This window comes from Arthrobacter sp. (assembly GCF_048266065.1).
GTDB lineage: Bacteria > Actinomycetota > Actinomycetes > Actinomycetales > Micrococcaceae > Arthrobacter_H.
In genome coordinates this window covers 155,697-174,094 of record NZ_JBLXAH010000004.1, presented here as the reverse complement: position 1 = coordinate 174,094, position 18,398 = coordinate 155,697, and the positions used below count along the sequence as shown (strand labels likewise).

The following is an 18,398-nucleotide window of genomic DNA, read 5'->3' as shown; positions in this document are numbered from 1 at the left end:
GGGGGACGCCCCCAGCGGCCCCCGTCGTGCACCGGACCGGCAGCACTCTCACGAGGGAGCGGGGGTTCCCGAGCCCTGGAGAAACGCCTGGTACATCGCCTCCCGGGACGCCGGCCGGCCCGTGAACATCCCAAAGGAGGCCACTGCCTGGCCGACCACCATGTGCGCCCCACCGAAGGCCGTGCACCCCAGGTCCTCGGCGGCCCGCACCAGCGTGGTCCGCAGCGGCCGGTAGACGGCATCGCCCACCCACAAACCGCGGTGCAGCGCGCCCAGATCGATGGGAGATCCGTCAGAGACCCCATCCATGCCAATCGGCGTGCAGTTGACCAGGCCGGTGGCCGCACCCACCGCCGCGGTTGCCTCCTCCGGTGGAATCACCCGCAGCCGGGAGGCATCAAACGCGTGGGATAGCCGTTCCACCAGGGAACGGGCCCGTGAAGGGTCCACGTCCACCAGCGTCACCTGCGGCGTCCCGGCCTTCAGCAGGGCATAGGCAACGGCGGAACCTGCCCCGCCGGCTCCAATCTGGACCACGTTGCCTGCCGAGGCGTCGATGCCGCACGCATCCAAGGCTCCCGAGAACCCGATGTGGTCGGTGTTTTCGCCGAAGGCACGCCCACCGCTAAACGTCACCGTGTTCACCGCACCCAACAGGGCCGCATCGTCGGAGAGGCCATCGAGCACACCCATGAGCGCCTGCTTGGCCGGGTGCGTGACATTCAGTCCGTCATACCCGAAATCCCGGGCCGTGAGCAGCCATTGCGGCCAATCGACGTCGGCCAAACCCAACTCCACGGGATCCAGGGCACGATAGACCAGCGGCAGACCCTGCCGACGGCCTTCGGCCTCGTGCATGGCGGGGGTGAGGGACTCCATGATGTGCTCCCCGAGCAACCCCAACAGAAAGGTGCGCTCACCGTTCATCGACGTGCCCCCCGAAACCGCTGTCGACGGACTTCAGAAGCCTCATCGTCTCGTCGTGCAGGTATCGCGCGTACCCCAGGGCCCCCAACTCCGAGGCCAGGTCCACATGGGGGACCTCGAGGCTGATCGGAGTTCCAGCTGGCACGGTCCGCACGAGGGACTTCAGGTCAAACTCGCCCAGACCAGGTGCCAACCGCAGGGCACGGGACTCAACCTTCCGCGGCTCGCCATCGGCCGACATGCCCCGTGGCAGCGGCGAGCCCACGGTGATCCGTTCCGGGGTGGCGACCGGCCCATCACATAGCTGGAGCACCGGGATCTGCGACGGATCCAGAGCCTTCACATCCGCGATGGAACTGCCGCCGCGTTGCAGATGCAGCGGATCCAACATCACGCGGGCACCTGCGGCCCCGGCGATCGATGCTGCCTGCCGGACGGTTGACACCGCGTTGTAGCTGATCGGCTCGAGGGCCGGCGTGATGCCGAAATCGGCGGCGTCGGACACCACCTGCGCCAGCGTGTCCGTCAACCGGGAGGCATCGGCATCCTGGCCGGCCAGGTTCAACGTGTCGGCGCCGAAGGCGGCACCCGCCTCCAGCATCGGGAGCCAGGCTTCGCGGCCGGTGTGGCCGTCCAACGAGAGGAACTCGATGTCACGCACGCGCAGGCCCGTCTCCCGCAGTGCCGCGACGGTGGCCCGCGAGGAGGCGGACCCGGGCCGTTGGTCCGGCCATGTCTCAGTTGGCGTGGCTCCGCGGACGCGCAGTCCCACGAACTGGTATCCGGCTTCGGCCGCGACACGGACCAAGTCGGCGGGATCAAGCTGGAGCAGGCTCAGGTGGGCAATTCCCAATTCGGTCATCGTGAGACCTCCCGTACGGGTTCCGTGGGGACGACTGGCTGGGTTCCTCCGCCGGGACGTTCGGGCTGGCCGCTGCGCATGGAGGCATACATGGCGGTCATCGTGTGCAGGGAGCGCAAGGCATCTTCTCCCGTGACGGCGGGTTCGGTCCCCTGGCGGACTGCGTGGACGAAGTCGGCCACCTGCAAGGCGTGGAAGGGGGCAAGGGAAGCATTGATCTCCGGCAGGGCGACGTCGTCGAGCACGGCGGCGGGGTGGGTGAAGGCCTCGTGTCCGGGGACGGTCCAGACCTCGTTGACCGCGCTGGTGCCTTCCGGGTATTCCAACAGCGATACCGTGGCGCCGTGGGAGCCGGTGATGGAAAGACGCTGGCCCAACGCCGGGGTGAGGGCCGTCGAGGCCGTGAACTGGGCGATGGCACCGCTGGTGAACCGCAGGGTGGCCGCGAGCGTGTCCTCGACTTCGATGTAGTCGCCATGCTTGAACGTGTCCGCGGTGGCCATGACCCAGTCGACGTCCCCCAGGTACCACTGCAGGAGGTCCACGTAGTGGATGGCCTGCGTCATCAGCACACCGCCTCCATCGCTCTCCCACTTTCCCCGCCAGGGCGTGGCGGTGTAGTAGGACGCATCGCGGTGCAACAGCACCTCGGCCCGGGCGAGGATCGGGCTGCCGAGGGCGTCCGCGTCCAATGCGGCCCGGATCCGCTGGGCTGCGGGCCAGAAGCGGCGCTGGAATACCGCCCCAAGGTGGATTCCGGCTTCGCGGCAGGCGTTGACCATCCTTTCCGCCGACTGCACGTCGATGGCGAGGGGTTTCTCGCACAACACGTCGACTCCCGCCCGGGCCGCCTGCAGGACCAGCGCCTCATGCGTGGGGTGGGGCGTGCACACACTGACAACGTCCACTGCCGAGAGCAGTTCGCCGGTATCGGTGGTCCATGCCGGGATGCCATGTTCCCGGGCAAAGGTGCTGGCCCGGTCGGGGTCGGTGTCCATGCAGATGGCGACGAAGGCATCCTCATGCCGGTTGTAGGCGTCGAGGTGGTTGATGGCGATGGCGCCGCATCCGATGATGCCCACGCGCAGTCCGCTGGCGGAGGTGCGGTTTTCGGCCGGCACTGGGGGCCTGGATTCATTCATGGTCGTCGTGAAGCCTTTCTGCGGTGGCTCCCTGGGGCCGGGCAGGCCGCCGGGGTGCCGGATCCGTTGGGCCGGAGCCTTCGGTGGTCGATCAGGAGCGGTGCCGCTGGCCCAATTGCTCGGTGGGGGTCCTGAAGGTCTCGCGGCTCAGTGCGGCGCAGATTCCGGAGATGGCAACGCAGATCGAGGAGAAGAGGGCCACGCCGAACCAGTTGTGCTCGGTCCCGGAGATGCCGGCCGCGATGGCGGGGGTGAATCCCGCCAGCAGGAGTCCGATCATCAGGGAGATGGCCATGCCGGAGTAGCGCACGTTGGCGGGGAACTGCTCCGGAAAGTATGCGGGGTAGATCGCGTTCGTCATGGAATAGGCGCCGGCGACGAGCAGGATGCCCAGTATCCACACCCACCAGGTGTTCTCGGGAGAACCGGTGGCGAGTGCCCGGAGGAACGCGAAAATGAGGATCACCTGCAGCACCGTGCCGGTGATGAACAGTGGCTTGCGGCCGACCTTGTCGGAGAGGTGTGCCCACAGCGGCAGGGCGAGAACCGCGACCAGGTTCGCGACGGTGATGAACAACAACATCTCATCACGAGGAATGCCGGAAACCCGCGTCCCGTAGGACAGGGTGAAAACGTTGATCATCGTGTTGACCATGGTGAACAGGCTCATGCCGGTGACCAGGACCATGGTCCGTGGATGGCGGCGCAACAGTTCCAGGATGGGGACCTTCACCACCTGGGCTTCGACCTTGGTTTCGACGAACACTTCCGGCTCATCCAGTGAACGCCGCAACAGCAGCGCGACGACGGTGACCACGGCGCTGAGCAGGAAGGGGATGCGCCAGCCCCAGCTCATCAGTGCGTCCTCGGGAAGGAGTTGCAGGGGAATGAAGACTGCAGACGAGAGCACGATGCCGAAGGTGACTCCCGACATGGTCCAACTGGAGAAGAAGGCCCGGCGATGATCGGGGGCGTGCTCCATGGACAGCGCGGAGGAGCCGGGTGACTCGCCGCCGGCCGACAGCCCCTGGGCCAGGCGCAGGACGACGAGGATCACCGGCGCCCAGACGCCGATCTGGCCGTAGGTGGGGACGAGGCCGACCAGGAAGGTGGCGATCCCCATGAGCAGCAATACGGCGATGAGCACGTTCTTCCGGCCGATCTTGTCGCCCAGATGGCCCCACAGCACTGCTCCGAGTGGGCGGGTGATGTAGGCGACGCCAATCGTGGCGAGCGAGAAAAGCTGTCCCGCAACACCGGCGTCGGGGAAGTAGAGGTCCTTCAGGTAGAGCGCCGCGGCGGTGGCGAAGATGAAGAAATCGTAGTACTCGAGTGCACTCCCGGCGAACCCGGAGACCGCGGCATTGCGGGCATTCCGGCGTTGCTTCTCGGTGCGGGTTGCCGTCGTTGGCGGCGCGGTTTTGCTGAACATGGGATCCCTCGAATCGGTACCGGAAGCGCGTGCTGATGTGCGCCGGAACTGGATGGAATTCTGAAGTCACTTTGCCTACTGGCGTGATCGGTGACACATTCGAGAATGACCCATTTTTTGCAAAAGATCCAAGACCTAATAGGTCTACAACTAAGCTCCGAAACTACATTATCGCTGGGGCGTCGTCGTTTCCGTCTCGAAGACACCCTCCGGGAAGACCTCATCCATGACGCGTACGAAGGCCTGGAGCGCCACCGACTGGTTCTCCTGCGACCAGGTGAGGCCATGGCGGAAGCTGATGGGTGCGCCCTCGAGCTCAAGCCAGGCCGAGGACTCGGGCAGGATCGGCATCACCTCGGAGGAAACGATGGTGACGCCCACTCCTGCTGCGACCATCGACAGGATGAGGAACGGGTCGGAGACGGCCTGCACGACGTCCGGTAGGAAGCCGGCGCCCTGGCAGGCCTGCCTGGCCTGCACCGTCATGGAGGAATTGCCGTCGACGGGACCCATGACGAAGGGCTCGTGGCGCAGTTCCTGTAGTCGAACGGTGCCACGTCCGGCCAGCCGGTGGTCGGCAGGTACCACGACGCCCAGATGCTGTCGCGAGATCTCCCGCATCTTCAAGGGCGGTTCCGCGGGGCCGAGGATTCCCACGAAGGCGGCGTCCAATTCTCCGTTGCGCACCAACCGCAGTCCGTCAAAGGTGCGGACGCCGCCGACGAGCTTGAGGTCGATGGAGGGGTAGGCGTTGCGCAGCGAACGCGTGATCCGCGGGAGCGTGTGGTGGTTGTGCACGCCGGAGAACCCCAGGGTCAATTGGCCGCTGGGCTCGCCGTTGGCGCTGCGTGCCGCGTCGACGGCATTGCCCAGGGTGCGCAGTGCCTGGTAGGCGTACGGGAGCAGGGCCTCGCCGGAGGCGGTCAGCGCCACCGAGCGGGTGCTGCGTTCGAACAACGGGGTCCCCAGCTGGCGTTCCAGCCGGCGGATCACCTGGCTGAGCGGGGACTGGGCCATGTGAAGGCGTTCCGCCGCACGGCCGAAGTGCATTTCCTCGGCCACGGCAACAAAGGCCTCCAGCCAGCGGATTTCCATGACGTCCCGACTTCCGATCACCGAACTCATTATGTGTTCAAACAGTCACAATATCAGACTGGCTGTAGATCAATCCATGGAAAATCTTGTTTTGAGTGGTGTACGACACCACGATGGTTTGAAGTCCTGGACCACCGGAGGAAGGAAGCCAGCATGCCGCATCGAAGCAGCGGACCCAGTGGGGAATACGACGTCGTCGTCGTGGGCTCCGGGGCGGGGGGATTGTCCACGGCAGTCGTCGCGGCCCACCAGGGGCTGAAGGTCCTCGTGCTGGAACGGGCCCGCCAGTGTGGGGGCGCCACATCGCGTTCGGGGGGTTGGATGTGGGCTCCGCGCAACGAGTTCGCCCGCCGCGACGGGGTGGACGAATCGATCGAGGACATCAAGGCCTACATCAAATCGGTCATCGGGCAGGAGTACGACGAGGCACGCGTCGACGCCTTCCTGCAGGCCGCCCCCGAGATGGTCTCGTTCTTCGAACACCAGACCGCCCTGCAATTCACGCCCGGCACCTCGATCTGCGACGTGTACGGACAGCTTCCACACGCCGGCACCGGCCACCGTTCGGTGGGCCCCCTCCCGGTCAACGGCCGCCTCTTCCCCCGTGGACTGCGCCGCATCATGGCCCCCCAATACTGGGAAACCTCGTTCCTGGGGATGGGAATCATGGCCGGACCGGACCTGCAGGGGTTTTTGGCCGCCTCGAAATTCAAGCTCAGCGGGTGGGTCCACTCGGCCAAACGCGTCCTGGGGTATGCCTTCGACCTGCTCACCACGGGATCGGGGCAGCACTACGTCAACGGCGTTGCGCTCACCGCCCGGCTGCTGAAGTCGGCCATCGACGCGGGCGTCGAGGTGAAGGTGGGACACCAGGTCGTGGACTTGACCCGCAATGCCACGGGGCGCGTGGTGGGCGTCGTCGCCCAGACCCCGCGCGGCCGCCGGACGTTCACCGCCCGCCGCGGAGTCGTGCTGGCGGCCGGGGGCTTCTCCGCCAACGCGGCGATGCGCCGCGAATACTTTCCGCACAACCACACAGCGGATGACCACTGGACGTTGGCCCCGGATACCGCCGACGGCGCCGGGATCGAGCTCGGCCGGTCGGTCGGCGGGGTGCTGGATGTCTCCGGTGCGTCGCCCGCCGCCTGGTGCCCTGTCTCGCTGGTTCCCCATGCCGGCGGGGCGACGGGGGTCTTCCCCCACATCATGGACCGCGCCAAACCCGGCTCCATCGGGGTCGGCCGTGATGGCCGGCGCTTCGTCAACGAAGCCAACGGCTATTGGGACTACGTCACCGGCATGAACCAGGCCACCGCCGACGGCGAGGTCGCCGAGGCCTGGCAGATCGCCGATTCGCGCGCCGCGGCGCACTACCCCATCGGATTCGCGATGCCGCGACCGGTCCCGAAGTTCCCGTTCCTCCGGTCCGGATACCTCACGAAGGCCGACACGCTGGCCGAACTCGCCGAGGCCTGCGGCATCGATGCCGACCAACTGGCCGCCACCGTGGAGGACTTCAACCGCGAAGCCCGCCGGGGCTCCGACCCTCAGTTCCATCGCGGCGAGACCCCGTTCAACCGCTACGGGGGCGACCCTGACGTGAGCCCCAACCCGACGCTCGCCCCCCTCGAGAAGGGACCGTTCTATGCAGTGCACGTCCGGCAGGGATCCTTTGGGACCTTTGGCGGGTTGCGGGCCGACGAGAAGGCCCGGTTGCTCGACGAGCAGGGAATCCCGGTCCCCGGCGTCCACGTCGTGGGGGTCGACCAGAAGAACCTCTTCGGGGGCTTCTACCCCGCCGGTGGCGTGAACATCGGACCTGCCATGACCTTTGGATACCTCGCCGCCCTCGACCTGGCGGCCACCGACCCGGCCGAACCCGACGCCACTACGACCACCGCCACCGCGCGGACCTGAACCACCACCACAACCACCCAGGAGAAAACCATGTCACTTTTCGCAGTCACCTACGACTACACCGATGGATCAGACGCCGGCCGCGACGAGCACCGTCCGCTGCACCTGGAGTTCCTGACCAGCCTGTTCGACTCCGGGCGCCTCGTCGTCTCAGGACCCACCGATGCCACCGGCCCCCGCCCGGGCGCACTGCTCATTGTCCGCGCCGACTCGCCCGAGCAGGCCGAGGAGATGATGAGCCAGGACCCCTTCGCCCTCCGTGGCTTCGTCCAGCGGACCGTGAAGGCGTGGGACCCCAAGTTCGGCGCCGACCGTCTGGCCGGCGCACCCGCCGCCGGGAAGAACTGAGGTGGCGGCCATGCTGGCAGTGCGCACGGTCTCCGCGCAGACCCTGGAATACGTTGACGTCCCCCGCCCCGTGGCCGGTACCGGCGAGGCGGTGGTCCGCATCGAGTTCGCCACGCTCTGCGGGACCGATCTGCACATCTACGAGGACGACTACACCTCGGAACTGCCCCTCATCCAGGGGCACGAACTCGCAGGAACCGTCGTAGAGGTCGCACCGGGCGTGGAGCAGGTGGCGGTCGGTGACCGGGTGGCCATCGACCCGCTGATCAATTGCGGCACCTGCGCCGCCTGCCGGCAGGGCCGCGGCAACGTGTGCCCCCATCTGGTGGTGCTGGGTTGCTATTGCGACGGCGGCTTCGTGGAGTACCTCTCCGTCGCGGCACCCAAGCTGCATCGGCTCCCCGCTGGGCTGCCCAGCGCCCTGGGTGCTGTCGCCGAACCGGCAGCGATCTCCCTGGAAGCCGTCAAGCGCGGCCGGGCCGTGGCAGGGGAAACGGCGCTGGTCCTGGGGGCCGGGCCGATCGGCCTGCTTGCCACCCTGGCACTGCACGATCTGGGCCTGAAGGTCATCACCGCAGACACCGTGGCCGACCGCGTCCACATGGCCCGGGACTTCGGGGCCGGACACACGCTCCTGATCGATCCCGCAGCCGGGTTCCCGACGGCCGAACTGGCCGCCGCCCTCGGCGCCGATGCCCCGGACGGACCGCAGCTGGTCATCGAGGCGACCGGCGTCCCCTCCTCGCAGCTCAACGCCATCAACGCTGTGGCCCCCGCGGGACGGGTGGTGCAGGTGGGCATCTCGAAACAACCCAGCGCCTTCCCGATGAACCTGCTGCCGTTCAAGGAAATCGACCTGCTCGGCTCACGCAACAGCCAGGGGCTGATCCCCGAGGCGCTCGCTTTGATCGACCGGCACCAGGACACCGTGAGCGGGCTGCTGACCCACCGTTTCGGCCTCCGCGAACTGGACCAGGCCTTCGCCACCATGAGGGACCGCACCCAACGCGTGGGCAAGATCCTCATCGACTGGGAGGTGGAGGCATGATCACCACCCCGCTGGCCGAGGTTCCCACCCGCGTCGACGTCGTCGTCATCGGATCGGGGGCCGCAGGGCTCACCGCTGCAACACGCGCCGCCGATTCCGGTGCCCGCGTCGTCGTGCTGGAAAAGGCCAGCCAGCTCGGCGGCACCACGGCAGTGGGCGGGGGAGTGCTGTGGGCGCCGGCCAACCGGCTCGGCCGCGATGCAGGATTTGCCGACACGCGCCAGGACGCCATCGCCTACCTCGTCGCTGCAGGCCAAGGGCGCATCCCCGAGGCCGAGGCTGCCTGGTATGTGGACAGCGCCGCGCGGGCCGTTGACTACCTGGCCGAGAAGACGCAGGTGTCCCTGACCCCGCTGGCACGTCCGGACTACCGGCTGGAATTCCCCGGTGCCACGCGCGGCGGACGCAGCCTGGACAACAACGCGTTCGACGTCGGGGCCGTGGACGGACTCGGCGAGGCGCTGCGACCCTCGAGCTACTTCCCGCTGCTGACCATGGCCGAACGCGATGACCTCAACGGCGGCGTTCCCGACGCCGCATTGCTGGCCTCGCGTGCCGCCTCCGGGGTGCGGACCATGGGTGGCGCCCTGGTCGCCGGCCTGCTGGTCTCCGCACTGCAGCGCGGCGTCACCGTGGCCGCCGGGGCGCGCGTCACCTCACTGGTGCACGACGACGGTGCCTCCGAAGAGCCCGGGGCGGGCCCCTGGCGCGTCACCGTGGGCGAAGACGACGCAGTGGACATCGTGGCGGACGCCGTCGTCATCGCCTCCGGTGGATTCGAATGGAGCCCCGAACTGCAGCGCGCCTTCCTGCCCCACCCGATCACCCCGATCTCCGCCCCGTCCAACGAGGGCGACGGGCTGCGCCTGGGACTGGAACTCGGCGCCGCCGTCTCCGACATGACAGCCTTCTGGGGGGTACCGGTCATCACGGCCCCCGACCAGGTCTACGGCGGCAAGCCATCGGGCCGGATGGCGAACGTGGAGATGACGCTGCCCGGATCGATGACCATCGGCGCCGACGGCCGCCGCTTCGTGGACGAGGCCCTGAACTACCACGACGTCTCCCACGTGATGGGCGCCCTCGACGAACACCGCCTCGCGGCCAAGGGCCTGCCGGCCTGGCTGGTCTTCGACCGCCGCTACCTCGAGGCCTACCCGGTGGCGGGATCCACCCCGGGCACCCCCACCGGCTGGATGAGCGAAGCCGCCACCATCGAGGACCTGGCGCGGCGCATCGGCGTGGATCCGGCCACCCTGTCGGCACAGGTCGACGACTTCAACGCGGCGGCAGCCCGCGGCGAGGACCCTGACTTCGGGCGGGGGCATTCCCCGGAGGACCGTTTCCTCGGCGACGCGTCGGTGACGCCGAATCCGTGTCTGCACCCGTTGACGCAGGGCCCCTTCTACGCAGTGCCCCTGCACTGTGGTGCCCTGGGAACCGCCGGGGGACTGTCCACGAACGCCAACGCCCAGGTGCTGCGCTTCGACGGGACCGTCATCGACGGACTCTATGCCGCGGGCAACGTCTCGGCCACCGCCTTCCGCGGTGCCTACCCGGCCGGCGGATCGACACTCGGCCCGGCCGTGACCCGCGGATTCGTCGCCGGGGAGCACCTGGCGGCCCGGCTGCCGGGACGCAGTACTGCAGCCACCGACCCCCGAAAGGCCAACGCATGAGCACCGCATCCACCCGCCGGGACGTGCCCGCCGGGACCAGCATCCCCTACGCCTCGGGGGAACCCGCAGCGGCGCTGCGGGACGGGGACACCCTTGACGTGCTGGTGGTCGGCGGTGGCGGCGCCGGGCTCTCCGCAGCGGTGTTCGCCGCCATCGCCGGACTGCGCACCGCGGTGATCGAACGCACCGAGTACGTCGGCGGGACCACCGCCTACACCGCGGGAACCACGTGGGTGCCCGGCACCCGGCACGCTGCAGGCGTCGGCGCCCAGGACTCGAAGGCCGAGGCACGCCGGTTCCTGGATGCGGCCATCGGCGCCCACGCCCCGACGGATCTGCGCGAGGCACTGCTGGACCTGGGCCCGGAAGCCGTCGCCGTCATGGAGGCCGGGTCGAAGGTGGACTACGTGGCCCGCCCGCTCCACCCCGACTACCTCACCCAGCTGCCGGGGGCCCGCCTCGCGGGGCGCGCGCTGGAGCCACTGACCTTCGACGGCGCCGTCCTGGGGGACCGGCTGGCGCTGGTCCGGCCCCCGTTGCCCGAATTCACCGCCTTCAACGGCATGTCGATCGAACGCGACGACATCGGCCACCTGGCCGGCGCCCATCCGACGGAGGAATCGCGCAGGCACCTGTTGGCCCTGCGCCGCAACTACCGCGATGCAGTGCGGGAGCACGGGTGCGATGCACGCCGGACCATGGGCAACGCGCTGATCGCCCGCCTGCTGCACAGCCTGGACGAGGCCGGCGTCCCGGTGCTCACCCGCAGCGAGGTCACCTCCGTGGAACGCGACGGGGACGCGTGGTCGGTGGTGGTCAACGAGGACGGCGTCGAGCTCACCCTCACCGTCTCCCACCTCATCTTCGGTTCGGGCGGATTCAACCGGGACCCGCGCCGACGCGCCGCCCTGCTGCCGGGCCACTCCATGCAATGGTGCCCCGGCGCGCCCGGACATACTGGCCAGGCACACGGGATCATCGACGCACTCGGTGGGCGGTACGGCACCGCTGCGTTCTCCCACACCTTCTACGCCCCCGTGTCCACGCGCCGGCGGGCGGACGGTTCCTGGGCGGTCTTCCCGCACTTCGTCATGGACCGGGCCAAACCGCACATGATCGTGGTGGACCAGAACGGGCACCGCTACCTCAACGAGGCGACCAGCTACCACCTGTTCGGCAACCAGATGCTCATGCATGACCACGAGGACCCGGGGGCGGCGACGCCGTCGTTCCTGATCACCGATGCGACCGGGATGCGGAAGTACGGCCTCGGCATGGTCAGGCCCTTCCAGCGCGAACGACAGCTGCGCGAGTACCTGGAGGACGGCTACCTGGTGCGTGCCGACTCGCTGGAGGACCTCGCCGACCAGCTTGGGGTGCCGGCCGGAGCGCTGCGGGAGACGGTGGAGCGCTCCAACGGCCCGGCGGCCCGCGGCGAGGATCCGGATTTCCACCGCGGAATGAACGAGTACCAGCGCTTCAACGGGGATCCCGCCTCCGAAACGGGAGCGCCGAACATCGCACCGGTGGAGGGCGCACCATATTTCGCGGTGCGCATCTACCCCGGGGACATCGGGGCGGCGACCGGCTTCGTCACGGATGCTGCAGCGGCGGTCCTGGGCCCGGACGGCGAACGGCTGGGCGGGGTGTTCGCGGTCGGCAACGACATGCAGTCGGTGATGGGCGGGACCTACCCGGCACCGGGCATCACCATCGGCCCCGGGCTGGTGTTCGCCTATGCCGCGGTGCGGGACATCATCGGCGGGCCGCTGCCGGGAGCGGAAACACTGGTGCCGACACCGGGGTGGTGAGAGGCCGCCGTCGTGCTCAGAACCCGCGGGGCAGTGCCGCCGAACGGTCGAAGTCCTCGGCGGTGCTGACCAGGCCGTCGTCGCCGATGAGCGTCACGGCACCGCTCCGCCCCCGGCGGTTGCCGCCGGAAATGTGGGCGCCGGCATCGGCGATGACGTTCTCCAGCGTGACGCCCGCTGCGACGTGTACCCCGTCGAGGAGCACGCTGTGGCGGACCGTGGCACCGTCCTCGATGACGGTGCGCGGGCCAATGACGCTGTGCTCGACGGTGCCTCGGATGTCGGCGCCGGCGGCGATGAGGGAATCGGAGACCCGCGCCGTGGCGTGGATGCGTGCGGGCAGCAGTTGGGGCTGGGCGGTGCGGATCGGCCAGCCGGGTTGGTCCAGTTCGGCCCCGTTGCCGTCGAGCAGCTGCAGCTGCGCCGTCCAGTAGGACTGCAACGTGCCCAGGTCCATCCAATAGCCGTTCAACCGGTGCTCCACGACGGTGTGGTGGTCCATGAACCAGGGCAGCAGGTCATCGCCGTAGTCGCCCAGTTCCCCGTCCCGGGCCTCCAACTCGTCCAGTGCGGTGAGCAGCGCCGGGGCCTCGAAGAGGAAGATCTCGGCGGCTACGAGCCGGCCCTGTGGGTGCTCCGGCTTGTAGGCGAAACCGGTGACGGTGCCGGCGTCGTCGGTGGACACGACGGCGTACCGGGTGGGGTCCTCGTCCACGAGCGTTGTGACCAGGGTCAGGTCGGCGCCGCGGCCGCGATGGGTGTCGAGGAGGTCCTGGAAGTCCAGGGTGTACAGGTGGTCGGCGCTGAGCATCAGGACCAGTTCCGGGTCGAACTCGCGGATCAGTTGCTTCTGCCGGTTCAGCGCATCGGTGTTCCCGTGGGCGAATCCCGCACCGTCGGCGCCCTGGAAGGGCGGCAGGACGCGCAGTCCGCCGTGGGTGCGGTCCAGATCCCACGGCCTGCCGTTGGCCAGGTGCTCGTTGAGGCTGTGCGGGAGGTATTGCTGGATGACCCAGACGTCCTCGATGTGTGAATGCGCCAGGTTGGACGGGGCCACGTCGATGCGCCGGTAGGTGCCGCCGACGGGGAGCACCGGTTTGGCCCGGTCCTCGGTCAGCGCGCCCAGGCGGGAACCCTGCCCTCCGGCGAGGACCAGGCCCAGGATCCGCGGCATGCCCATGGTGTGTGCCGGCGTCAGTTGGTCGACGGGTCGGCCGTGGTGTGTTGGGCCCCGAGGTGTCCGAGCAGTTCGGCCTCGGCATCGTCGAGGTAGCCGCGCAGCACCTCGGCGGCCTCGGCGGGGCGTCCGGCCCTCAGCCGGGCGACGATGTCGATGTTGCGCTGGACGTAGTGGGTGTGGAAATCGGGGGCCGCCGACATGGCGTGGAAGACCAGGCGCATCTGGGCCAGCACCCGTTCCATCAGCAGCTGGAGCGAGGAACTGCCGGTCAGGGCGACGACCGCCTGGTGCAGGGCCTGGTTGGCGTCGGCCATGTCGGGGACCGAGCCGGCAGCCCGTGCCTGCTGGGCGTGCTCGACGATCGCGTCCATCGCCTCGAGTTCGCGTTCGGTCGGGGTGCTCCAGAGCACCGCTGCCGGTTCGATCAGGCGCCTGACCCGGTAGATCTCGCGGACCTCCTCCGCGCCGGGGGCGGCCACGAAGACCCCGCGGTTGGGGATGCGTTCCACCACCGATTCGCCGGCCAGCGTGCTGAACGCCTCCCGCAGGGTGTTGCGCGAGACACCCAGCGACGCGGACAGGGCCTGCTCGGAGAGCTTGGAGCCGGGCGTCAGCAGCCCCTGGGCGATCCGGCGGCGCAGCACGGCGGCGATCCATGCCCCGGTGTGGGCATGCCGCGACGTATCGGGGTCGAGGTCCTCCAGCAGGGCGTTCACTGACATGTCTCCAATCTACCGGGCCGGGTGGCTGCTCCCGGACGGGGTGCGGTTCAGTTGATGGTTCCCAGCGTTTCACCGCGCACGACGGCGGTGCCCGGCTCGGTGCCACCCCTGCGGAAGGTGCCACCCCGGTGGGCGGGGACCGTGGTTTCCATCTTCATGGCCTCCAAGATGAGCACCGGATCGCCCGCGGCGACCTCGGCCCCGTCGGCGGCGACCCACTTGACCAGGTTGCCGTTCATGGGGGCCGTGAGTTCGGTGCCGTCGCCGGCCCCGGCCCCGGCGGAGGGCGAGGAGGCGCCGGAGGGGGCACCGCCGTCGTGCACCGGCCCGCCGCCACGCAGGGCGCCGAGCAGTGCGGCCGGAAGGCCCAGCTGGACCGCCTTGCCGTCGAGCTCGATGGTCAGCCGTTCGCGGGCGGCGTCGGGTTGGGCGGCTGCGAGGTACGGGGAGGCGGCGAGTTCGTCGGCGAAGGACGTCTCGATCCAGGTGGTGTGGACCCCGTAGCGGTCGGTGGCCGTGAAATCCGGGTGGCGGACCACCGCCTGGTGGAAGGGGATGACGGTCGGCAACCCGGAGATGACCAGTTCGTCCAGGGCCGCCCGGGCCCGGCGCAGCGCCTGTTGGCGGTCCGCGCCGTGGACGATCAGCTTGCCCAGCAGGGAATCGTATTCGGTGGGGACGGTGTAGCCGGAGCGCACCCCGGTGTCCATGCGGACGCCCGCGCCGGTGGGTGCCTCGAACGCGTCGATGGTGCCGGGGGAGGGCAGGAAACCGCGGGCGGGGTCCTCGCAGTTGAGCCGGAACTCGAACGCGTGCCCGTGCGGTTCCGGGTCGGCGGTGAGCGTCAGCGGCAGGCCGTCGGCGATGCGGAACTGCTCGGCGACCAGGTCCACCCCGGCGGTCTCCTCGGTGACCGGGTGCTCGACCTGCAGGCGCGTGTTGACCTCCAGGAAGGAGATGATCCCGTCGGGGGAGACCAGGTATTCGACGGTCCCGGCGCCGGTGTAGCCGGCCTCGCGGCAGATGGCCTTGGCGGAGTCGTGGATGCGCGAGCGCTGGTCGTCGGTGAGGAACGGGGCCGGCGCCTCCTCGACGAGCTTCTGGTTGCGCCGTTGCAGCGAGCAGTCGCGGGTGCCCACGACGACGACGGTGCCGTGGGTGTCGGCCAGGACCTGCGCCTCCACGTGGCGGGGCGTGTCCAAGAAGCGTTCGGCAAAGCACTCGCCCCGTCCGAAGGCTGCGGTGGATTCGCGGACCGCGGACTCGAAGGCGTCGTCGATGTCCTCGACGCGGCGGGCGATCTTCATCCCGCGGCCGCCGCCCCCGAAGGCCGCCTTGATGGCCACCGGGACCCCGTGTTCGGCGGCGAAGGCGTGGACCGCCGCCGCGTCGGCGAGCGTTCCCTCGCTGCCCGGGACCAGGGGCGCCCCGGCGCGCACGGCAATCTCGCGGGCGGTGACCTTGTTGCCCAGGGCCCGGATGGCCTCCGGCGACGGCCCGATCCAGGTCAGCCCCGCGTCCAGGACGGCCTGGGCGAAGTCGGCGTTCTCGGAGAGGAAGCCATAGCCCGGGTGCACGGCGTCCGCCCCCGCCGCGGCCGCGACGCCCAGCAGCTTGGCGGCGTCCAGGTAGGTGTCGGCGCCGGCCGCGCCGTGCAGGGCGTAGGCCTCGTCGGCCAGGCGCACGTGGAGGGCATCGGCGTCGGGGTCGGAGTAGACGGCGACCGAGGCCAGCGATGCATCGGTGCAGGCGCGGATGATGCGCACGGCGATTTCCCCGCGGTTGGCGATCAGGACCTTTTTCATGGGTGGGTTCCTTCGGTGGTGGCTGGGGCGTCGAGGGTGTCGGGGTCGACGACGGTGAAGCGGATGGCCGTGCCGGGGACCGCCTGTGCCGCGGCCGGGAGGTCCTCGGGGACGACGACGGCGATCACCGGGTACCCGCCGGTCACCGGGTGGTCGGCGAGGAAGAGCACGGGCAGGCCCGACGGCGGGACCTGCAGCGAGCCGGTGGCGGTGCCCTCGCTGGCCAGTTCCCCGGTCCGGGTGCGCTGCAGCGGGGGCCGGCCCCCGCCGGCCTCGAGCCGCAGGCCGATCCGGTTGGACTGGGTGCCGGCGATCCAGGGGTCCCCGCACAGGGAGCCGAGGGCCGATGCGTCGAACCAGTCGGCCCGGGGGCCGCGGGTCACGCGCAGGGCCAGGGCCCCGTCCACCGGCATCCCGGCGGCGGGCGGCTCCGGGTTCCCGACCACGCGGCCCTGGCCGGCCGGCCCGACCGGCAGCGAGGCCCCGGCAGCCAACGGGGCGGGGCCGATGCCGGAGAGCGTGTCGGTGGAGCGGCTCCCCAGGACCGGGGGCACTGCGATCCCGCCGCGGACGGCGAGATAGCTGCGCAGGCCCGGCCCCGGCTCCTGCAGGGCGAGGGTTTCGCCGTCGTGCAGGGCAAAGGGGGTGCGCGCGGGAACCGTCCGTTCCCCGTGTGGCCCCGAGATGGCGGCGTGCTCCGCCGACCCGGCTAGGGCGAGGACCAGTTCCCCGACGGCGCGGACCTGCAACCCGGCGAGCAGGGTCTCGACCACCGCATCTCCGGGGGCGTTGCCGGCCAGTCGGTTGGCTTGGCGGGCGGAGGCCGTGTCGGCGGCACCGGCGGCCGGTACCCCGAGGTCGCCCGACCCGGGGCGGCCGAGGTCCTCGACGAGGGAGTGCAGTCCCGGGGACAGCACGGTCAGCGCGGTGCCCGACGTGCCGGGTTCCGCCGTGCCGGTGGCCGGTGGAGGGTCGCAGGCCGCGGGGGCGACCTCGACGAGTTCCCGGACGGCGCGGTACCGCACCGTGTCGCCGGGGCGGACCAGGGCCGGGCGTTCGCGGCCCAGGTCCCACATGCGCGCGCTGGTGCGGCCGATGAGCTGCCAGCCGCCGGGCGAGCGGCTGGGGTAGACGGCGGAGAAGGGGCCGGCCAGGGCGACCGACCCGGCGGGCACCGCGGTGCGCGGGGTATCCCGGCGCGGGACGGCCAGGGACTCGTCCTCGCCGTGCAGGTAGGCGAAGCCGGGGGCAAAGCCGCCGAAGGCGGCCGTCCACGCCTGTCCGGTGTGGGAGGCGACGACGCCGTCGGCGCCGAGGCCGGTCAGGCGGCCCACGTCGGCGAGGTCTTCGCCGTCGTACACCACCTCCACGGTGATCTCCCGGCCGCCGGTGCCGGCGCCGTCGGCCGGGCCAAGCCGTTCCACGGCGGCCGGCGCGGCCAGCGCGTGGGCGCGGGTGTCGAAGGCGAGCAGGAGCGTTTCGGCGGCGGCCAGCACCTCGACCTGCCCGGGGAGGGGCGACTGCGCCAGCCGGGCGTGCAGGGCGAGCACCTCATCGAGCCCGCCGGGCTCCAACAGGAACGTGCGCGGGCCCGCCCACCGTACCGCAGGTGTGCTCATGCGAAGGCCCGGATGGCGACGCCGGCTTCCTCGAGGCCCCGGCGCACGGCGGAGGCCAGGGCGACGGCGCCGGCGGTGTCCCCGTGCAGGCAGATGCTTTCGGCCTGCAGGTCCAGCGTCGACCCGTCGCGGGCGATGAGCGTGCCGTCGGTCGCCAAGCGGACCATGTTGGCGGTGACCACATCGGGATCGTGCAGGACGGCACCCTCCTCGCGGCGGGAGACCAGGGTGCCGTCCGGGTTGTAGGCGCGGTCGGCGAAGGCCTCGGCCACCGCGCGCAAGCTGGCCGCCTCGGCGCGGTCCAGGGCGGCCGACCCGGGGAGCAGGAGCAGGGGGAGGTCGGTGCCAAAGGCCTTCACGGCGTCGACCACGGCCTGGGCATGGCCCTCGTGGTGGACGATCGTGTTGTACAGGGCGCCGTGGGGCTTGACGTAGCGGATGGAGCCGCCGGCGGCCCGCGCCACGGCGTCCAGCGCGCCCAGCTGGTAGAGCACGTCATCGGCCAGCTCGGCGGGGGAGCAGTCCAGGAACCGGCGGCCGAAGCCGGCCAGGTCGCGGTAGGCCACGTGCGCCCCGATGACCACCCCGGCGGCCACCGCATCACGGCAGGTCTGTCCCATCGTGGAGGGGTCGCCGGCGTGGAATCCGCAGGCCACGTTCGCGCTGGAGACGGAGCGGAAGATCGCGGCGTCGTCGCCCATGGTCCAATTTCCGAAGGACTCGCCTACGTCGCTGTTCAAGTCGATGCTGCCCACCGTGATCTCCGTCTCTTTTGCTGGTCCCCCCAGCATGCCTCACGACGGGGGATTGT

General features: G+C 70.1%; 15 protein-coding genes. 5 read left to right on the top strand and 10 right to left on the bottom strand.

Features of this window, described 5'->3' with window-relative positions; translation table 11 throughout:
• Positions 1-48: 48 nt before the first annotated feature.
• The 5 genes from ACN0TP_RS08290 to ACN0TP_RS08270 form a co-directional block, all read right to left on the bottom strand.
• On the bottom strand, positions 49-927 hold the full coding sequence (locus ACN0TP_RS08290; RefSeq protein WP_417218376.1) for a shikimate dehydrogenase: 879 nt from the start codon (positions 925-927) through the stop codon (positions 49-51).
• Positions 917-1,789 (bottom strand): sugar phosphate isomerase/epimerase family protein, encoded by an 873-nt coding sequence (locus ACN0TP_RS08285; protein ID WP_417218375.1) that lies wholly within the window; start codon positions 1,787-1,789, stop codon positions 917-919. Before ACN0TP_RS08285 ends, ACN0TP_RS08290 begins: the two co-directional genes overlap by 11 nt.
• Entirely contained in the window at positions 1,786-2,931 is a 1,146-nt protein-coding gene (locus ACN0TP_RS08280) for a Gfo/Idh/MocA family protein (RefSeq protein WP_417218374.1), read from the bottom strand. Before ACN0TP_RS08280 ends, ACN0TP_RS08285 begins: the two co-directional genes overlap by 4 nt.
• A 91-nt stretch (positions 2,932-3,022) precedes the next feature.
• Positions 3,023-4,363 carry an MFS transporter gene (locus ACN0TP_RS08275; protein WP_417218373.1) on the bottom strand — a complete coding sequence of 447 codons (1,341 nt, stop codon included), beginning with the start codon at positions 4,361-4,363 and terminating at the stop codon, positions 3,023-3,025.
• 168 nt (positions 4,364-4,531) lie between these two features.
• Positions 4,532-5,479 (bottom strand): LysR family transcriptional regulator, encoded by a 948-nt coding sequence (locus tag ACN0TP_RS08270; RefSeq protein WP_417218372.1) that lies wholly within the window; start codon positions 5,477-5,479, stop codon positions 4,532-4,534.
• A 132-nt stretch (positions 5,480-5,611) separates the two neighbouring features.
• Between ACN0TP_RS08270 and ACN0TP_RS08265 the strand changes: the two genes are divergently transcribed.
• The 5 genes from ACN0TP_RS08265 to ACN0TP_RS08245 are packed head-to-tail and all read left to right on the top strand — an operon-like array spanning position 5,612 to position 12,261.
• Positions 5,612-7,375: an FAD-dependent oxidoreductase gene (locus ACN0TP_RS08265; RefSeq protein ID WP_417218371.1), complete on the top strand. Its 1,764-nt coding sequence runs from the start codon at positions 5,612-5,614 to the stop codon at positions 7,373-7,375.
• 30 nt (positions 7,376-7,405) lie between these two features.
• On the top strand, positions 7,406-7,723 hold the full coding sequence (locus ACN0TP_RS08260; RefSeq protein ID WP_417218370.1) for a YciI family protein: 318 nt from the start codon (positions 7,406-7,408) through the stop codon (positions 7,721-7,723).
• Positions 7,724-7,733: 10 nt separating this feature from the next.
• Positions 7,734-8,771 (top strand): alcohol dehydrogenase catalytic domain-containing protein, encoded by a 1,038-nt coding sequence (locus ACN0TP_RS08255; protein ID WP_417218369.1) that lies wholly within the window; start codon positions 7,734-7,736, stop codon positions 8,769-8,771.
• Positions 8,768-10,450, top strand: a complete 1,683-nt coding sequence (locus tag ACN0TP_RS08250) for an FAD-dependent oxidoreductase (RefSeq protein WP_417218368.1) — start codon at positions 8,768-8,770, stop codon at positions 10,448-10,450. Before ACN0TP_RS08255 ends, ACN0TP_RS08250 begins: the two co-directional genes overlap by 4 nt.
• Positions 10,447-12,261, top strand: a complete 1,815-nt coding sequence (locus tag ACN0TP_RS08245) for an FAD-dependent oxidoreductase (RefSeq protein WP_417218367.1) — start codon at positions 10,447-10,449, stop codon at positions 12,259-12,261. The genes ACN0TP_RS08250 and ACN0TP_RS08245 overlap by 4 nt, the downstream gene beginning before the upstream one ends.
• 16 nt (positions 12,262-12,277) lie before the next feature.
• Here the strand turns inward: ACN0TP_RS08245 and ACN0TP_RS08240 are convergent, their stop codons facing one another.
• The 5 genes from ACN0TP_RS08240 to ACN0TP_RS08220 are packed head-to-tail and all read right to left on the bottom strand — an operon-like array spanning position 12,278 to position 18,342.
• Positions 12,278-13,441 (bottom strand): glucose-1-phosphate adenylyltransferase family protein, encoded by a 1,164-nt coding sequence (locus ACN0TP_RS08240; RefSeq protein WP_417218366.1) that lies wholly within the window; start codon positions 13,439-13,441, stop codon positions 12,278-12,280.
• A gap of 14 nt (positions 13,442-13,455) precedes the next feature.
• Positions 13,456-14,163, bottom strand: coding sequence for a GntR family transcriptional regulator (locus ACN0TP_RS08235; RefSeq protein WP_417218365.1), 708 nt, complete (start codon positions 14,161-14,163; stop codon positions 13,456-13,458).
• A 47-nt stretch (positions 14,164-14,210) separates the two neighbouring features.
• Positions 14,211-15,968 carry an acetyl/propionyl/methylcrotonyl-CoA carboxylase subunit alpha gene (locus ACN0TP_RS08230; RefSeq protein ID WP_417218364.1) on the bottom strand — a complete coding sequence of 586 codons (1,758 nt, stop codon included), beginning with the start codon at positions 15,966-15,968 and terminating at the stop codon, positions 14,211-14,213.
• Positions 15,965-17,587: a carboxyltransferase domain-containing protein gene (locus tag ACN0TP_RS08225; protein WP_417218363.1), complete on the bottom strand. Its 1,623-nt coding sequence runs from the start codon at positions 17,585-17,587 to the stop codon at positions 15,965-15,967. Before ACN0TP_RS08225 ends, ACN0TP_RS08230 begins: the two co-directional genes overlap by 4 nt.
• Positions 17,584-18,342: a LamB/YcsF family protein gene (locus ACN0TP_RS08220; RefSeq protein ID WP_417218362.1), complete on the bottom strand. Its 759-nt coding sequence runs from the start codon at positions 18,340-18,342 to the stop codon at positions 17,584-17,586. The genes ACN0TP_RS08225 and ACN0TP_RS08220 overlap by 4 nt, the downstream gene beginning before the upstream one ends.
• Between the last annotated feature and the right edge of the window lie 56 nt (positions 18,343-18,398).

Excerpts from the sequence above, each read along its gene's own strand:
- ACN0TP_RS08290 (WP_417218376.1), bottom strand. The coding sequence starts at position 927 with ATGAACGGTGAGCGCACCTTTCTGTTGGGGTTGCTCGGGGAGCACATC.
- ACN0TP_RS08285 (WP_417218375.1), bottom strand. The coding sequence starts at position 1,789 with ATGACCGAATTGGGAATTGCCCACCTGAGCCTGCTCCAGCTTGATCCC.
- ACN0TP_RS08280 (WP_417218374.1), bottom strand. The coding sequence starts at position 2,931 with ATGAATGAATCCAGGCCCCCAGTGCCGGCCGAAAACCGCACCTCCGCC.
- ACN0TP_RS08275 (WP_417218373.1), bottom strand. The coding sequence starts at position 4,363 with ATGTTCAGCAAAACCGCGCCGCCAACGACGGCAACCCGCACCGAGAAG.
- ACN0TP_RS08265 (WP_417218371.1), top strand. The coding sequence starts at position 5,612 with ATGCCGCATCGAAGCAGCGGACCCAGTGGGGAATACGACGTCGTCGTC.
- ACN0TP_RS08260 (WP_417218370.1), top strand. The coding sequence starts at position 7,406 with ATGTCACTTTTCGCAGTCACCTACGACTACACCGATGGATCAGACGCC.
- ACN0TP_RS08255 (WP_417218369.1), top strand. The coding sequence starts at position 7,734 with ATGCTGGCAGTGCGCACGGTCTCCGCGCAGACCCTGGAATACGTTGAC.
- ACN0TP_RS08250 (WP_417218368.1), top strand. The coding sequence starts at position 8,768 with ATGATCACCACCCCGCTGGCCGAGGTTCCCACCCGCGTCGACGTCGTC.
- ACN0TP_RS08245 (WP_417218367.1), top strand. The coding sequence starts at position 10,447 with ATGAGCACCGCATCCACCCGCCGGGACGTGCCCGCCGGGACCAGCATC.
- ACN0TP_RS08240 (WP_417218366.1), bottom strand. The coding sequence starts at position 13,441 with ATGGGCATGCCGCGGATCCTGGGCCTGGTCCTCGCCGGAGGGCAGGGT.
- ACN0TP_RS08235 (WP_417218365.1), bottom strand. The coding sequence starts at position 14,163 with ATGTCAGTGAACGCCCTGCTGGAGGACCTCGACCCCGATACGTCGCGG.
- ACN0TP_RS08230 (WP_417218364.1), bottom strand. The coding sequence starts at position 15,968 with ATGAAAAAGGTCCTGATCGCCAACCGCGGGGAAATCGCCGTGCGCATC.
- ACN0TP_RS08225 (WP_417218363.1), bottom strand. The coding sequence starts at position 17,587 with ATGAGCACACCTGCGGTACGGTGGGCGGGCCCGCGCACGTTCCTGTTG.